This window comes from Desemzia incerta (assembly GCF_900115825.1).
Taxonomy (GTDB): domain Bacteria; phylum Bacillota; class Bacilli; order Lactobacillales; family Carnobacteriaceae; genus Desemzia; species Desemzia incerta.
Genome location: NZ_FOXW01000002.1, coordinates 180,291 through 196,728, shown reverse-complemented (window position 1 = coordinate 196,728; position 16,438 = coordinate 180,291). Strand labels below are relative to the sequence as shown.

Sequence of the window (16,438 nt, the reverse complement as noted above, 5' to 3'; positions counted from 1 at the left end):
ATGGATATTATCTCATTATTACAATTAGTAGTTTCCTCAGCTTTAATGTATTCTGCTCCTCTAATTTTAACAGCATTAGGCGGAACTTTCTCTGAAAGAAGTGGGATCGTAAACGTTGGGTTGGAAGGTATCATGGTTATCGGTGCTTTTTCTTCTGTCGTTTTCAACCTTTCTTTTGCTGGACAATTTGGTGACTGGACGCCTTGGATCGGTATGGTTGTTGGTGGACTGTTTGGATTAATCTTTTCAATCATTCATGCTGTAGCTACTGTTAACTTAAGAGCTGACCATATCATCTCAGGTACAGTAATCAACTTGTTGGCTCCAGCTTTGGCCATCTTTTTAACTCGTGTTATGTATGAAGGAAGAGGACAAACAGACTTTATCGCTGAAAACTTTGGTATCGCTGATGTTCCATTACTAGTAGATATTCCTGTTATTGGAGATATATTCTTCGACAATACTTATTTACCTGCATTTTTTGGAATCTTCGTAGCCGTTCTTAGCTGGTTTATTTTGTTCAAGACTCGTTTTGGGTTGAGATTGCGTGCTGTAGGAGAGCATCCACAAGCAGCAGACACTTTAGGTATCAGTGTTTATGGTATCAAATATGCAGGTGTATTGATGTCTGGTTTATTAGGTGGAATGGGTGGAGCTATCCAAGCTCAATTGATTTCTTCTCAATTCGCTGCTACGACAATTGCTGGACAAGGATTCATGGCTATGGCAGCAATGATCTTCGGTAAATGGAATCCACTAGGAGCTATGGGTGCGGCAATATTCTTTGGTCTGGCTCAAAGTTTAGCTGTTACAGGCGCATACATTCCTGTTATCAATACAGTGCCTAGCGTATTCTTAGACATTGCCCCTTATGTGATCACAATTGTAGTGTTAGTAGGAGTCATCGGTAAATCTGAAGGCCCTGCTGCAAATGGTGTCACATACATCAAGTCGAAATAAGCGTGCGGTTATAGCTATTAAACGAATAAATCTTATCACTAAGTCCTGCCATTTGTTAAAATCGGCAGGACTTTTTTGATGTGGTTCAAAAAAATAGTTAGTAGAATTGCTCAAAGAACAAGCAGCTAACTCGAGCAGGAAAGAAAAAAACAATAAAGGAACTTTCCCTTTATTTTTAAGGTGTTTTCTACTAAGATGAAGAGGTGCAGTTTATTTGGTAGAGGAGGACAACACATGGCGATCAATCTAGCCAAAGGTGTGCATTTACATGTATTACCAACCAAGAAATATAAAACGATTCAATTAAGTATAAAATTCAAAACACCTTTAAAAGATGGAACAGCTACCAAAAGAACGATGGCAGCTAATTTATTAGAAATCAACAGTAAACATTATCCTACTCAAACAGCATTCAGAACCAAATTGTCAGAATTATATGGCGCTGGATTTGGTACGAATGTTTCCAAAAAGGGGAACTACCATATTTTATCTGTAGGCATGACGATAGTGAACGATAAGTTCGTCAACATGGAATCCAATTTGCTGAAAGAAGCGGTTGATTTTCTAAACGATATTCTATTTCATCCTCATGCAAATGATATAGGATTTGACAAAGCAACTTTTGACCGAGAAAAGGATAAGCTTGCTGATGATTACGACAGTTTATTTGATGACAAACAAACTTATGCAAAATTAGCTTTGCAACGCTTAATGTTCGAAGATAAAAATCAGCAGCTTCCTAGCATTGGTACAAAAGAAGAATTGATGTCTATCACCAATGAAACACTTCTAAACGATTATCAAGAGATGATAAAAAACGATGAAATAGACATCTACGTATTAGGAGATGTGGCAAAAGAAAAAGTAGTGGAAGTGTTTAAAACGTTAAACTTTACAGATCGGGACGTGGGAAAGGTCCCAGTGTTTTACCATGAGGCTGCTGTTTCCCCAGCCACTGAAAAGGCTGAGCGTCAAGAAATCACCCAAGCTAAATACAATCTCGGTTATACGACGCCGATTTTTTACCATGGAAAACAATATTATGCTGGTCAAGTGTTCAACGGTTTATTTGGAGGCTATCCACACTCTAAATTATTTATGAATGTCCGTGAAAAAGAAAGTTTGGCTTATTACGCATCAAGTTCTTTAAATACATTTGATGGCACAATGATCGTCCAAACGGGTATAGACAGTAAAGAAGTAGAGAAAGTAAAAACCATTGTAGCTCAACAGCTAAAAGATCTGCAAAAGGGTAACTTTTCTCAAGAAGATTTTGAACAAACAAAAAGTATGTTGAAAAATAATGTTATTCAATCTGAAGACAATCCCGGCTCTATTATTGAGCGAGTGTATGCAAATCACTTAGCTTTAGGTGAAGTGATCGATATCCAAGACTGGATATCAAATATTGATCGAGTAACCAAAGAAGAGGTCATAGCCGTTGCTGAACAAGTGCAGTTGAAAGCAACATTCTTTTTGACAGGAGGTGCAACGGAATGAAACGAATCGACTACGATCAATTGCAAGAAACAGTGTATACCGAAACCCTCGCAAACGGATTAACGGTGACCTTATTGCCAAAAAATGATTTTTATAAAACGTACGCTTTATTTACTACTGATTACGGTTCGATCGATAACACTTTTGTTCCTTTGGGTGGTGAAGATCTGATAACGGTACCCGACGGAATTGCTCATTTCTTAGAACATAAACTATTTGAAAAAGAAGATGGCGACGTGTTCCAGAAATTTGGCAAACTAGGCGCTTCTGCAAATGCCTTTACCAGTTTTACTCAAACCAGTTATCTATTTTCTAGTACAGAAAATGTGAAAGAAAGCTTGTTGACACTGATTGATTTTGTCCAAGATCCTTATTTTACGGAAGAAACTGTTAATAAAGAAAAAGGCATTATTGCACAAGAGATTCAAATGTATGAAGATGAGCCTGATTGGCGTTTGTTCTTTGGGATTTTATCCAACTTGTATCCTAAGCACCCGTTGCACATCGACATTGCTGGTACTGTAGACAGCATCATGGATATTACGCCTGAATACTTGTACCAATGCTACAACACTTTTTATCACCCAAGTAACATGAATCTTTTTGTGGTAGGGAATTTAGATCCTGAAGAGATGATGCAGCTCATAAAAGAAAACCAAGAAGCAAAAACGTTCGAAAAACCTGAGAAAATCACTCGACATTTTCCAGAAGAAACAGTAGCTGATATTGTAAAAGAAAGCTCTATTTCAATGCCTGTCAATCGACCAAAAAGTATTTTGGGCGTAAAAGGGATAAGCGAAGTTCCTTTTGGACGAGAAGGTTTAGTATTGAAGACGAAAATGAATGTTTTGTTGCGATTATTGTTCGGATCGACTTCTCAAAATTATTTAGAGTTGTATGACAATGGGTTGATTGATGACAGTTTTTCTTATGAGTATAATATAGATCGCTCATTCCATTTCTTAGAGGTGGGAAGTGATACAAAAGATCCTGAAACATTCGATCGAAAAATAAGAGAGTTGTTATTGACAGCTAAAGACAGCAAAGAGTTGACAGAAGAACATTTACTGCTGATCAAAAAAAGAATGATCGGACAACATTTGCAATCGTTGAATTCATTAGAATATATTGCTAACCAGTATAGTCAGCAATTATTTGGAGAGGCTGCTTTATTCGATATGGTTCCAATCATTGAGAATATACAATTGGAAGAATTGAGAGATTTGGCAGCTGAGTTCATGGTTGAAGAACATATGAGCACTTTTACGATCTGGCCAAAAGGGGAATAGAGCAGTGAAATTTGCATTAGTTATGGGAGCTAGTGGAGATATCGGAAAAGCCATTGCCGATGAATTGGCGGAGGATGGCTGGTCTCTTTATTTGCACTATAATAAAGGAAAACAAAGTGTCGAGGAGCAATTGGTCTTGCTACAGCAGCAGTACCCTAAACAAGATTTCTTCAGCTTGCAACTGGATATGACGCAAGAAAAAAACATCAGTGAATTAGCAGAAAGTTTGTTTCAAGTAGATGCAGTCGTTTTTTCCAGCGGATTTACGACATATCATTTACTCACTGAAGTCAGCGCAACTGAAATGCACGACTTATTTGCTGTACATGTTACAACGCCAATACAATTGATTCAATTGCTCCAAGATAAATTAACCCGATCAGCCTTAGGGAGAATCGTGTTCGTAGGTTCCGTCTATGGTGAAGCAGGTAGTCCAATGGAAGTCATTTATAGTACTGCTAAAGGCGCACAATCAGCCTTTGTCAAAGCTTATAGTAAAGAAGTAGCTAGTCTTGGCATCACAGTAAATGTAGTAGCTCCTGGTGCAGTGGATACGAAAATGATTTCAGATTTTTCACAAGAAGAATTAGAAAGCTTGCTGGAAGAGATTCCAGCAGGCCGATTAGGTACACCTCAAGACATCAGTTTTTGGGTGAAGCAATTGTTAGACCAAAGAAGTGGGTATATAACCGGTCAAACGATCACTGTAAGTGGCGGCTGGTTAAAATAGCAAATCTTAAAGATAACGCCTTATCAAAATGGGAAGGAATTTCTAAAAAATCGTCGAAAAAGATGCTTCTCTATATAGCGTTATGTTATACTCTTAAATGAATGAGATTTGTATGCTCACTAATTTCGCAGAATAGGAAGGAGAGAAACTCTGTGGCAGAAGTAGGAGAAAAATTACAAGAAGCGCGCAAGGCTAAAGGGTATACGTTGGATGATCTGCAACAAATCACTAAGATCCAAAAACGTTATCTCATTGCTATCGAAGAAGGCAATTACAATGTGATGCCAGGTAAATTTTATGCACGCGCCTTTATCAAACAATATGCTGACACTGTAGGATTAAATGGAGATCAACTATTAGAAGAATATGATGATACTGTTCCGCACACTCATGATGAAGAGTTTGTAGAAAAAGTATCTTCCAGTCAAACAAGATCAGGCAGTAAAAAACAAAATTCTTTTCTTGAAAAAATTCAAGATAATCTACCAACAATCTTGATTGTTTTACTGGTTTTGGCAATCGTGGTAGCTATTTATGTAGCTGTTGCTAATTCTGCTGGAAATAATGCTGATGAAGATATGATCTCGGTAGATTCCTCAAGTACAGTCGTTTCAAGTGAAAACGAAAGTTCGGCTGAGGAATCGGAAGAGTCTGCATCAGAAGAAAGCAGTGAAAGCGAATCAGAAGAATCAGAGGCTGAAGACAGTGTTGAGATCGTCTCTTCAACAGGGGCATCATCTGTTTATACAGTTTCCAGTCAAGCTGAGACGAATACAGTAGCTTTAGTAGCTGATGGTGGAGACACATGGGTAAGTATTGCAGCAGATGGAACCACACTTGAACAAGGATTGGTAAGTGATGGTGAGACATTGGAAGCTGAAATTCCAACTGGAACTTCTTCTGTCGAAATGGTTATCGGAAGTGCACCGAACACCGTCATCCAATTAAATGGCAATGAAATACCATATGCACCAGAAGCTTCTGAAAGTGTGCGTCAAGAGATCGAATTGCAATTTGAAGCAGCAACTTCAGAATCTGACACAAGTTCTGAAGAATAAAGATAAACAGTAAACCAACAGTAAGAGTCCTGTGGTATTGTGCCCGGGACTTTCTTGCTGTTTTAAGGAGGGTCTTTCTTGAATTTACCAAATAAATTAACCGTCATTCGGATTATTTTGATTCCAGTTTTTATGCTGGTGGTTTTAGCTCCCTTGAATTGGGGAGAATTAACAGTTTTAGGTTCAACTATTGAAATAACACAATTGGTAGGAACGATTATTTTTGTTGTAGCCAGTTTGACAGATTGGTTGGATGGTCAAATAGCGCGCAAAAGAAATTTAGTCACCAATTTTGGGAAGTTTGCTGATCCTTTAGCGGACAAATTACTAGTTGCTACCGCTATGATCGTTTTAGTAGGACAGAACTTGGCACCATCTTGGGTAGTAGCCGTTATTATTATGCGAGAATTAGCTGTAACAGGCTTACGTCTGCTTCTTGTCGAGCAAGGCGGAACCGTATTAGCTGCTGCTTGGCCTGGCAAAATAAAAACCAATACGCAAATGTTTGCGATCATCTTTTTATTGTTGAATGACTTTCCGTTCGGATTTTTACCATTCTCTATAGGTACTGTAATGCTGTATATCTGTTTATTCTTTACGATTTATTCTGGAGCAGATTACTTCATCAAAAATAGTCAGGTATTTAAAGGTTCGATGTAAACAAATAGATAAAAGAAGCTGCAGTGAAACCATCGTGTTTCACTGCAGCTTCTTTTATATGTTATTTGAAGAAGTATGATAAAATTAACAATGTAAAAGCTCCAATGCGTACAGTAAGTTTAGAGAGGAGAAAACGGTATATGAACGCTGAAATTATTGCAGTCGGAACTGAATTACTATTAGGACAAATCGTAAACAGCAATGCGAGTTACTTATCTAAAGAATTGGCTTTATTAGGAATCGATGTTTTCAACCACACTGTAGTGGGTGATAACGATAAGCGAATGCGAGAAGCTGTAAAAATAGCTGAAGAAAGAGCAGATATCTTGATTTTTTCTGGAGGATTAGGACCTACTCAAGACGACATGACAAAACAAGTATTGGCAGATCATTTAGGATTGCCGTTAGCTGTGGATAAAGCTACGGAGCAAAAAGTTGTTCAATACCATGCAGACATGGAAAGAGAAATGTCTGAAAACAACCGTTTGCAAGCGGTGGTTATTGAAGGAGCTACAGTCTTGAAAAATGAGACTGGGTTAGCGGCAGGAATGTACGTAGAACATGAGGGGAAAAAATACATTCTCTTACCTGGTCCCCCTAATGAACTTCAACCAATGTTTGACAATGAAGTGCGACCTATTCTGGCTAAGTTGACAGAAGATAGTGACCAACTAGTGTCTCGAGTGTTGCGCTTATTTGGAATCGGCGAGTCCCAGTTAGCCGCACAACTAGAAACTATCATCGACACTCAAACCAATCCTACCATTGCCACGTATGCAGAAGAAAACGAAGTATCCATTCGTATCACTGCTAAAGGACAAGACCAAGATCAGTGCAACCAATTGATTGATCAAATGGAAAAACAAGTGCGTGATATTGTGGGGGATTATATTTACGGGGTTGGCAGTGAAACTTCGTTAGCTCAAGTCGTACGCGATTTGCTAGTGAATAAAGATTATCGATTAACTGCTGCAGAAAGCTTAACAGGTGGACTGTTCCAAAGTTCATTGGTAAATATCCCTGGATTGAGTTTAAACTTTATAGGCGGACTGGTGTCTTATAGTGAAGGAATCAAAGAAAGTGTTTTAGGGGTATCAGAGGAAACCATTGAGCAATATGGAGTGGTTAGTTCTGAGTGCGCTGAAGAGATGGCAGACAAAGTAAAAGAAATGTTTGATGCGGATATCGGAATTTCATTTACTGGATATGCAGGTCCTAAAGAAGTTGACGGAGATAAAGCAGGAATCGTATGGATCGGGCTGGCTGTTACCGGCAGAGAAACTCAAACTTATTATTATCATTTTGGAAAAGACCGCAATGGCAATAGAAAGCGATCCGTTCTGACTGGTTTTGACCTTGTTCGGCGTTTATTATTAGAGTTGCCTAGTCAGAAAAAATAACAAATTAACCGAATGTTTGTTCGCTTTTTCCTTGCTTATTTTTCTTTAAAAAGGTATAATTAATGGAGTAGCAAATAACTGATAACCCCTTAAAAAAATTAAATTCTAAAGATAAAAAGATATCAAGGAGGACATTACATGTCAGAAGATCGTAAAAAAGCATTAGACGCAGCGTTGAAAAAAATCGAGAAAAATTATGGAAAAGGTTCAGTAATGAAAATGGGAGATAAAGTAGATACACAAATTTCTACTGTTTCTTCCGGATCATTGTCTTTAGACGTTGCTCTAGGTGTAGGCGGCTATCCTAAAGGTAGAATTATTGAGATCTATGGACCAGAGAGTTCAGGTAAAACAACTGTAGCCTTGCACGCTGTTGCTGAAGCACAAAAAGCGGGTGGGACAGCAGCGTTTATCGATGCAGAAAACGCATTGGATCCTCAGTATGCAGCAGCTTTAGGTGTAAACATCGACGAATTATTACTATCTCAACCAGATACAGGTGAACAAGGATTAGAAATCGCAGATGCACTAGTTTCTAGTGGAGCTGTTGATATTGTGATCGTCGACTCTGTAGCAGCTTTAGTACCGAGAGCGGAAATTGAAGGTGAGATGGGAGATTCTCACATGGGATTGCAAGCTCGTTTGATGTCTCAAGCATTGCGTAAATTATCTGGTTCAATCAACAAAACTAAAACGACAGTTATTTTTATCAACCAAATCCGTGAAAAAATTGGGATCATGTTTGGAAACCCTGAAACAACTCCAGGTGGTAGAGCGTTGAAGTTCTACAGTACTATTCGTTTGGATGTTAGAAGAGCTGAGCAAATCAAACAAGGCCAAGACATTTTGGGTAACCGTACTCGTATTAAAGTTGTAAAAAACAAAGTTGCACCTCCATTCAAAGTTGCAGAAGTAGACATTATGTATGGAAAAGGAGTTTCTCAAGTAGGCGAGTTGGTAGACTTGGCAGCCGAAAAAGAAATTATTGATAAAGCAGGAGCTTGGTATTCTTATGGGGACCAAAGAATTGGACAAGGTCGTGAAAATGCGAAACAATACTTCCTTGATCATCCAGAATTAAGAGCAGAAGTTGAACAACAAGTTCGTGCTGCATACGGCTTTGGTGAATATGTACCCGCTGAGAAAAACACAGCATCTAATGACGACGTAACAGAAAGCGAAGAAATTGAGTTATTAGAAGATTAATTCAGTGAATCTTTATACATTAAAAATGTTATCTAACATCCATAGGATCGAATCATGTATTCGTTCCTATGGATGTTTCTTTGCATTCAGAGGACAATAGAATAGGTTGTTTGTAAAGGAATAACTCTTTTAGAATCACAGTAAATTTTTGTAAAACGAAACAAATGGATAAAAATTGACTATTTAACTAGATATGTGAATAAGAATTACCCCGCATTTCTTGATTTGAGTTGACATGTCAACTTTCTACAATTAAAATTAGGTTATCTATTAAAAGATAGTTTAAATAGATATAAATTCAGCAAAAAATAGGGATTTGCTGGTGAAATGAAAATGATGAAGACAAATTAAATAATGGATACGGAGGTGTTAAATTGGACTTTTTAAGTATAGCCTTCGCTATCGTTACTTTAGTTGTCGGTCTATTTGTTGGATACATCATCCGCAAAACAACTTACGAAAAAGAATTGGATGATGCTAGAAACACTGCAACTGGTATTTTGGAGAATGCAAATAAAGAAGCAGAAACCATGAAAAAGGAAGCGTTGTTAGAAGCGAAGGATGAGAGCCACAGATATAGAACTGAAATTGAAGCTGAACTGAAAGAGCGAAGAGCAGAAATCTCTAGACAAGAGAATCGATTAGTTCAACGAGAAGATAAACTCGATCGAAAAAGTAGCGGGTTGGAGAAACGTGAACGCGATATTGAAGCGAACGAGAATCGACTAAGTTCGAGACAACAACAAATTAACGATTTAGAGCAAAAGGCAAAAGATCTGATTACGGATCAACAAGAAACACTAGAGCGTATTGCAGCTCTTACCAGAGAAGAAGCCAAAGAAATTATTATGGCTGAGACTCGAGAAGAATTGTCTAATGAAACAGCTGTAATGATCAAGAATCTTGAAGATGAAGCTAAGAAAGAAGCAGATCGCAGAGCGAAGAATTTAATCGCTACCGCTATTCAACGTAGTGCTGCTGATCAAGTGTCTGAAACAACAGTTTCTGTTGTGACGTTGCCGAACGATGATATGAAAGGCCGCATTATTGGACGCGAAGGTCGAAACATTCGTACTATTGAATCATTAACAGGTATGGATTTGATTATCGATGATACGCCTAATGCTGTTGTACTTAGCGGATTTGACCCAATTCGTAGAGAAATTGCAAAAATGACTTTAGAAAAATTGATTCAAGATGGTAGAATTCACCCAGCACGTATTGAGGAAATGGTTGAAAAATCTCGTAAAGAAATGGATGACCATATCCGTGAAATTGGTGAAAAAGCTACATTTGATGTAGGGGTTCATTCGTTACATCCTGATTTGATCAAGATCGTCGGTCGTTTGCAGTTCAGAACAAGTTATGGTCAAAATGCGTTATCGCATTCTTTAGAAGTAGCTAAATTAGCTGGTGTCATGGCTGCCGAATTAGGAGAAGATATCACATTGGCTAAACGAGCTGGATTACTTCATGATATAGGTAAAGCCTTAGATCATGAAGTAGAAGGTTCTCATGTAGAGATCGGTGCAGAGATTGCCCGTAAGTACAAAGAAAATGATACAGTGATCAATGCTATAGCTTCTCATCACGGAGATATCGAAGCAACATCCGTAATTTCTGTATTGGTAGCTGCAGCAGATGCCCTATCTGCCGCTAGACCAGGTGCAAGGAGCGAATCATTGGAGCACTACATCCACAGACTTGAGAAGTTAGAATCTATTGCGAAAGATTTTGACGGTGTGGAACAAAGTTATGCTATTCAAGCGGGACGTGAAGTCAGAATCATGGTTAAACCAGAAGTTGTGGATGATTTGACGGCTGTAACTCTAGCGCGCGAAGTGCGTAAACAAATCGAAGAAGAATTAGATTACCCTGGACACATCAAAATAACGGTTATCCGTGAAACGAGAGCTGTCGAGTACGCAAAATAAAAGTCATGAAAGGAGCGGGATGCATTCCTGCTCCTTTTTTCTATTGCTCTTAGAGAGCCTTTCTTTTCGAGGTAATTCTTGTTAAAATTAGAGGGATAGAAAATAAAATACAAACTAGTATATGAGTAATCTTATAATACATAAGATACGAGAGAAGAGGATTTTTAATGAGGTTGATTTTTGTTGGAGATGTTGTAGGTTCACTTGGAAGAGATATGGTTCATGAGTATCTGCCAAAAATAAAAAAAATCTATAAACCGCAAGTAACCATTTTAAATGGCGAAAATGCAGCGTCTGGTCGCGGTATCACAGAAAAAATATACAAAGGATTTTTACAAGATGGCGTAGATGTGGTTACCATGGGGAACCATACGTGGGATAATCGAGAGATATTTGAATTTATCGACGATGCCAAAAAAATGATTCGTCCAGCTAATTACCCCGAAGGTATGGTCCCGGGAGAGGGAATGACCTTTGTAAAAGTGAATACTCAAGAATTGGCGGTCATCAACCTTCATGGGAGAGTTTTTATGAATGATGTAGACGATCCCTTTAGAAAAGTTGATGAGCTGATTGAAATAGCTAAAGAGCGGACAGATCATATTTTTGTAGATTTCCATGCGGAAACAACTAGCGAAAAACAAGCTATGGGATGGTATCTAGATGGACGAGTATCTGCTATGGTTGGAACACACACGCATGTACAAACAAATGACGCTCGTATATTGCCAGAAGGAACGGCATATCTGACAGATGCAGGGATGACTGGTCCATATGATGCAGTTTTAGGAATGAAGAAAGAACAAGTATTGCGCAAATTTTTAACGCAAATGCCGACACGATTCGAAGTACCTAAAGAGGGACGACAAATGTTATCAGCGTGTTATATTGAAATAGATGATCAAACAGGAAAAGCAAAAAAAATCGAACCCATTATGATCAATGAAGATCGTCCTTTTGGGTTGGATCGTTAAATTTTAAGATAGAATGAAAAGAAAATAGGGGGAATCAGTACACATGCCGCAAAAAACAAAACATACCCCAATGATGGAGCAATATTTGAACATCAAAGCACAATATCCAGATGCGTTTCTTTTTTATCGTTTAGGCGATTTTTATGAAATGTTCAATGAAGATGCTGTAAAAGCTTCACAAGTATTGGAAGTAACTTTGACAAGTCGAAATAAAAATGCTGAAGACCCTATACCGATGTGTGGAGTGCCTTATCATGCAGCGCAAGGGTATATCGATACGTTGATCGAAAAAGGATATAAAGTAGCTATTTGTGAACAAGTAGAAGATCCTAAGACAACTAAAGGGATGGTTAAACGTGAAGTAGTTCAAGTAGTGACTCCAGGGACAGCTATGGATCTGAAGAGCCAAGATGGAAAAAGCAATAACTATTTGACCGCTTTGTTTATTGATGAAACCAATCATTATCACTTAGCTTATGTGGATTTGAGTACAGGAGAGTTGAAGGTTACTCAAATAGACACGAAAGAAGAATTAATCAGTGAATTGATCAGTCTTAAAACGAAAGAAACTGTCTTCATGGAAGGCGAATCGATTGAAGAACAAGCAGAATTGAATACTAAGTTGGGAATATTGATCTCGACTCAAAAAACGGTTGAGTCAGCCGAACCATTGATTCATTTGTTGGGAAGCGTAGAGTCAAAGAATAAGCGTTTTGTGCTGAATTTATTGTTATCTTATTTGTCAGAGACACAAAAAAGAAGTTTGGATCATCTGCAGACAGCTGAAGAATATACGCCTTCTCATTATTTGAAGATGGATCATTATTCTAAACAAAATTTGGAGCTGACTAGTTCTATTCGAGATGGACAAAAAAAAGGAACGTTGTTGTGGCTGTTGGATGAAACGAAGACAGCAATGGGAGGACGTCTGTTAAAGCAATGGATCAACCGTCCTTTAGTTCATAAAGAGAAAATCGAAGCTAGACAGCGTATAGTAGAGAACCTGCTGAACCACTTTTTCGAACGCAGTGATTTAAACGAAGTGTTAACGAAAGTTTATGATTTAGAAAGACTTGCTGGAAGAATCGCTTTTGGAAACGTGAATGGACGCGACTTGATCCAACTAAAAACTTCATTAAATCAAATCCCCCTTTTAAACAATTTAATCCAAGGGATGAACGAGAACGAAGAATGGACCAGCTTGTTGAAGCAATTAGATCCTGTAGCAGAAGTCAGCGACTTGATTGAAACAGCCATTCATGATGAGCCGCCTATTGCCATCAAAGATGGTGGTATCATTAAAGACGGATACAATGCTAAGTTGGATGAGTACCGGGACGCCATGAAAAACAGCAAGCAGTGGATTGCTAGTATGGAAGCAGAAGAAAGAGTGAAAACTGGAATCAAGACCTTGAAAATTGGATACAATAAAGTATTCGGTTATTATATAGAAATTACTCGAGCAAACTTGGTTCTTTTGCCTGAAGGAAGATATGAGAGGAAACAAACCCTTTCTAATGCAGAGCGGTTCATCACTCCTGAACTGAAAGAAAAAGAAGCGATCATTTTAGAGGCAGAAGACAAATCTACGGCTTTAGAATATGAATTGTTTGCTGAAATCAGAGAAACGGTCAAAAATTCCATTGAACGGTTGCAAAACTTGGCTAAAGCTGTGGCTACTGTGGATGTATTGCAAAGTTTTGCTACAGTGAGTGAGAAATACCATTATGTTCGTCCATTGATGGAAAAAGGCAGTCAAGAAATTGAATTGATTGATGGCAGACATCCGGTAGTGGAAAAGGTTCTGGGGCAGCAAATCTATGTACCAAATGACGTTGAAATGGATAAAGATACGCAAATCATGTTGATCACAGGACCCAATATGTCCGGTAAGAGTACCTACATGCGTCAGTTAGCATTAACAGTGATCATGGCACAGATAGGCTGTTTCGTACCGGCTAATAAAGCCAAACTGCCTGTATTTGATAAAATTTTTACACGTATTGGTGCTGCAGATGATTTAATTTCTGGTCAAAGTACCTTTATGGTGGAAATGATGGAAGCTAACCAAGCTTTGACCTATGCCACAAAGGACAGCTTGATTTTATTTGATGAAATCGGGCGCGGAACGGCAACGTATGATGGAATGGCTTTAGCAGAAGCGATTATTGAATACATTCATCAGCATGTTCATGCTAAGACATTGTTTTCGACTCATTATCATGAACTGACTGCTCTAGAACAAGAGTTGGAACAGTTGAAGAATTGTCATGTAGGAGCTATCGAAGAAGAAGGCGAATTGGTCTTTCTGCATAAAATGCTTCCTGGCCCATCGGATAAAAGTTATGGAATCCAAGTAGCAAAACTAGCAGGGTTGCCGGAAGAATTGCTGGAAAAAGCAGCAACGATTTTGAAAAAATTGGAACAACAAAAACCAGTAGTGCAGGAAATGGCCGAGTCAGTTGCAGAAAACACACCAAAAATTCAGTCGACTGCGCTTAAAACAAAAAAAGCCCCGGTAGAAAGTACTGCAGAGCAGCAGATATCGCTGTTCAGTTTAGAAGATCCTCAAGAGAAAGAAGTTATTCAGTTGTTGAAAAATATCAATTTATTGACTCTTACGCCATTAGAAGCAATTAATGAATTGAACCGTCTGCAACAGAAGTTACAGAATAAAGAATCATAATAAAGGAGATGGGATAAGTGGCTAAAATTGAAGAACTTTCAGAAATGCTTGCCAACCAGATCGCAGCGGGCGAAGTTATTGAAAGACCGGCGTCAGTTGTGAAAGAACTGGTGGAAAATGCCATCGATGCTCATAGCACCCAAATCGATATCCGTATTGAAGAAGCAGGATTAAGAAAAATCCAAGTGATCGATAACGGGGATGGAATCCCTTCTTCAGAAGCGGAAAAAGCATTTAAGCGGCATGCCACAAGTAAAATCCATTCAAGAGATGATTTATTCCGTATTCGGACATTGGGGTTTAGAGGAGAAGCTTTGCCTAGTATTGCTTCTGTCTCAGAAGTGACTCTAGAAACTTCTACAGGCAAGGAAAAGGGTACTTACTTGCATTTAAAAGGCGGGAAAATAATCGAACAACGATCAAGTGATGCTCGTAAGGGATCAAAAATCACCGTTGAGAATTTATTTTTCAATACACCTGCTCGGTTAAAGTATGTCAAGTCCCTACAAACAGAGTTGGCTAATATAGGAGATATGATCAACCGTCTAGCTATGAGTCATCCTGATATTGCTTTTCGATTAGTTCACGATGACAATCAAATGCTGAGGACAGTCGGCAATGGAGACTTGCGTCAGACACTAGCTGGAATATACGGCGTACAAACCGCTAAAAAAATGCGCCCGATCGCAAATGAAAATTTAGATTTCAAAATAGGCGGCTATATATCTTTACCGGAAGTAACCAGGGCCAGCCGAAACTACTTGTCCATTATGGTAAACGGTCGGTACATTAAAAATTACCTATTGAACAAAGCTATTATTGAGGGTTACGGTTCAAAATTGATGGTAGGACGTTTTCCGATTGCGGCCATTACGATCGATATGGACCCTTTGTTAGTAGATGTGAATGTCCACCCGACAAAACAAGAAGTTCGGATCAGCAATGAAAAAGAGCTGATGGATCTATTGACAGAAGCCATTCGACAGTCTTTAAGTAAAGTACAACTGATTCCGGATGCCTTAGAGAATTTAGGCTTTAAAAACAAATTCAATAAATCGACTGATAAGGCCGAGCAGATCCGATTAGATATGACTGAAGATTGGACAGATGAAATAAAAGAATCTTCCTCTTGGGTTAGATCAGAAAAAGAAAGTCGACTTGATGAGGAAACATCCGGTTCTGTTCATCTTACTGAAGAAGGAATAGAAAAGGCTGGAAAAACGAATTTTTACGTAAGCGAAGATACGGAATTGAATAAGGCTTCACTTTCCAGAGAAGTTGCTGAGATGGATTCTACGTCGGTTTTTGAACAGGATGTTTCCAGTGAATTGATCGAGCTGCATCAAGAGTCGCATATCAAAGCAGCCGAAAAAATGCTGGCAGAAGAAGAGGAAGTAAAGCAGTTGCCGTCATTAGAGTATATTGGTCAAATGCATGGGACTTATTTATTCGCTCAAAACGAGAATGGTTTGTATATTCTAGATCAACATGCAGCACAAGAGCGCATCAAGTATGAATATTTCCGTAAAAAAATTGGCGAAGTCAGCTCGGATCTGCAGGAATTGCTAGTGCCGATTATGTTGGATTATCCAAATAGTGATGCCTTAAAAATTCAGGAAAATAAAGAGGCTTTAGAAAAAGTAGGCATCTATTTAGAGCCTTTTGGACAAAACAGCTTTTTGCTTCGAAGACACCCAATTTGGTTCACTTCTGGAGAGGAAGAAAAAATCGTACGAGAGATGATCGACCTTCTTTTAGAAAGCGGGTCAGTTTCAGTAGCGAAGTTTAGAGAAGCTACAGCTATCATGATGAGCTGCAAGCAATCGATCAAAGCCAATCATTATTTGAATGATCAAGAAGCTCGGCAACTACTAAGAGATTTAGGCTATACGGAGAATCCATATAATTGTCCGCACGGAAGACCAGTGATCATTCACTTTGGCAATAAAGATATGGAGAAAATGTTCAAACGTATACAAGATCCTCATTAAAAAAGATGAAGGACGAAAGGGGATTTCAGGTGCAGTTAGCACCGACTAAC

12 protein-coding genes are annotated in these 16,438 nt (G+C 38.6%); all 12 read left to right on the top strand.

Annotated elements, in window-relative coordinates; translation table 11 throughout:
- A complete protein-coding gene (locus BM137_RS03575; RefSeq protein ID WP_092479788.1) occupies positions 1 to 960 on the top strand; it encodes an ABC transporter permease in 960 nt (319 codons plus the stop codon).
- Positions 961 to 1,194: 234 nt separating this feature from the next.
- Positions 1,195 to 2,460, top strand: a complete 1,266-nt coding sequence (gene yfmF, locus BM137_RS03570) for an EF-P 5-aminopentanol modification-associated protein YfmF (protein ID WP_092479787.1) — start codon at positions 1,195 to 1,197, stop codon at positions 2,458 to 2,460.
- Positions 2,457 to 3,749 carry an EF-P 5-aminopentanol modification-associated protein YfmH gene (gene yfmH / locus BM137_RS03565; RefSeq protein ID WP_092479786.1) on the top strand — a complete coding sequence of 431 codons (1,293 nt, stop codon included), beginning with the start codon at positions 2,457 to 2,459 and terminating at the stop codon, positions 3,747 to 3,749. The genes yfmF and yfmH overlap by 4 nt, the downstream gene beginning before the upstream one ends.
- 4 nt (positions 3,750 to 3,753) lie before the next feature.
- Positions 3,754 to 4,479 carry an elongation factor P 5-aminopentanone reductase gene (gene ymfI / locus BM137_RS03560; protein WP_092479785.1) on the top strand — a complete coding sequence of 242 codons (726 nt, stop codon included), beginning with the start codon at positions 3,754 to 3,756 and terminating at the stop codon, positions 4,477 to 4,479.
- A gap of 152 nt (positions 4,480 to 4,631) precedes the next feature.
- Positions 4,632 to 5,537, top strand: a complete 906-nt coding sequence (locus BM137_RS03555; protein ID WP_230524631.1) for a helix-turn-helix domain-containing protein — start codon at positions 4,632 to 4,634, stop codon at positions 5,535 to 5,537.
- 78 nt (positions 5,538 to 5,615) lie between these two features.
- Entirely contained in the window at positions 5,616 to 6,197 is a 582-nt protein-coding gene (gene pgsA / locus BM137_RS03550) for a CDP-diacylglycerol--glycerol-3-phosphate 3-phosphatidyltransferase (RefSeq protein ID WP_092479783.1), read from the top strand.
- A gap of 140 nt (positions 6,198 to 6,337) precedes the next feature.
- The gene (locus tag BM137_RS03545; RefSeq protein ID WP_092479782.1) at positions 6,338 to 7,597 is read left to right on the top strand and encodes a competence/damage-inducible protein A; all 1,260 of its coding nucleotides are present in this window, start codon (positions 6,338 to 6,340) and stop codon (positions 7,595 to 7,597) included.
- A 138-nt stretch (positions 7,598 to 7,735) separates the two neighbouring features.
- On the top strand, positions 7,736 to 8,803 hold the full coding sequence (gene recA, locus BM137_RS03540) for a recombinase RecA (protein ID WP_092479781.1): 1,068 nt from the start codon (positions 7,736 to 7,738) through the stop codon (positions 8,801 to 8,803).
- A gap of 374 nt (positions 8,804 to 9,177) precedes the next feature.
- Entirely contained in the window at positions 9,178 to 10,737 is a 1,560-nt protein-coding gene (rny, locus tag BM137_RS03535; RefSeq protein WP_092479780.1) for a ribonuclease Y, read from the top strand.
- A 167-nt stretch (positions 10,738 to 10,904) separates the two neighbouring features.
- Entirely contained in the window at positions 10,905 to 11,711 is an 807-nt protein-coding gene (locus BM137_RS03530) for a TIGR00282 family metallophosphoesterase (protein WP_092479779.1), read from the top strand.
- Between the two features lie 43 nt (positions 11,712 to 11,754).
- The gene (gene mutS / locus BM137_RS03525; protein ID WP_092479778.1) at positions 11,755 to 14,397 is read left to right on the top strand and encodes a DNA mismatch repair protein MutS; all 2,643 of its coding nucleotides are present in this window, start codon (positions 11,755 to 11,757) and stop codon (positions 14,395 to 14,397) included.
- A gap of 17 nt (positions 14,398 to 14,414) precedes the next feature.
- On the top strand, positions 14,415 to 16,388 hold the full coding sequence (gene mutL, locus BM137_RS03520; protein WP_092479777.1) for a DNA mismatch repair endonuclease MutL: 1,974 nt from the start codon (positions 14,415 to 14,417) through the stop codon (positions 16,386 to 16,388).
- Positions 16,389 to 16,438 lie beyond the last annotated feature (50 nt).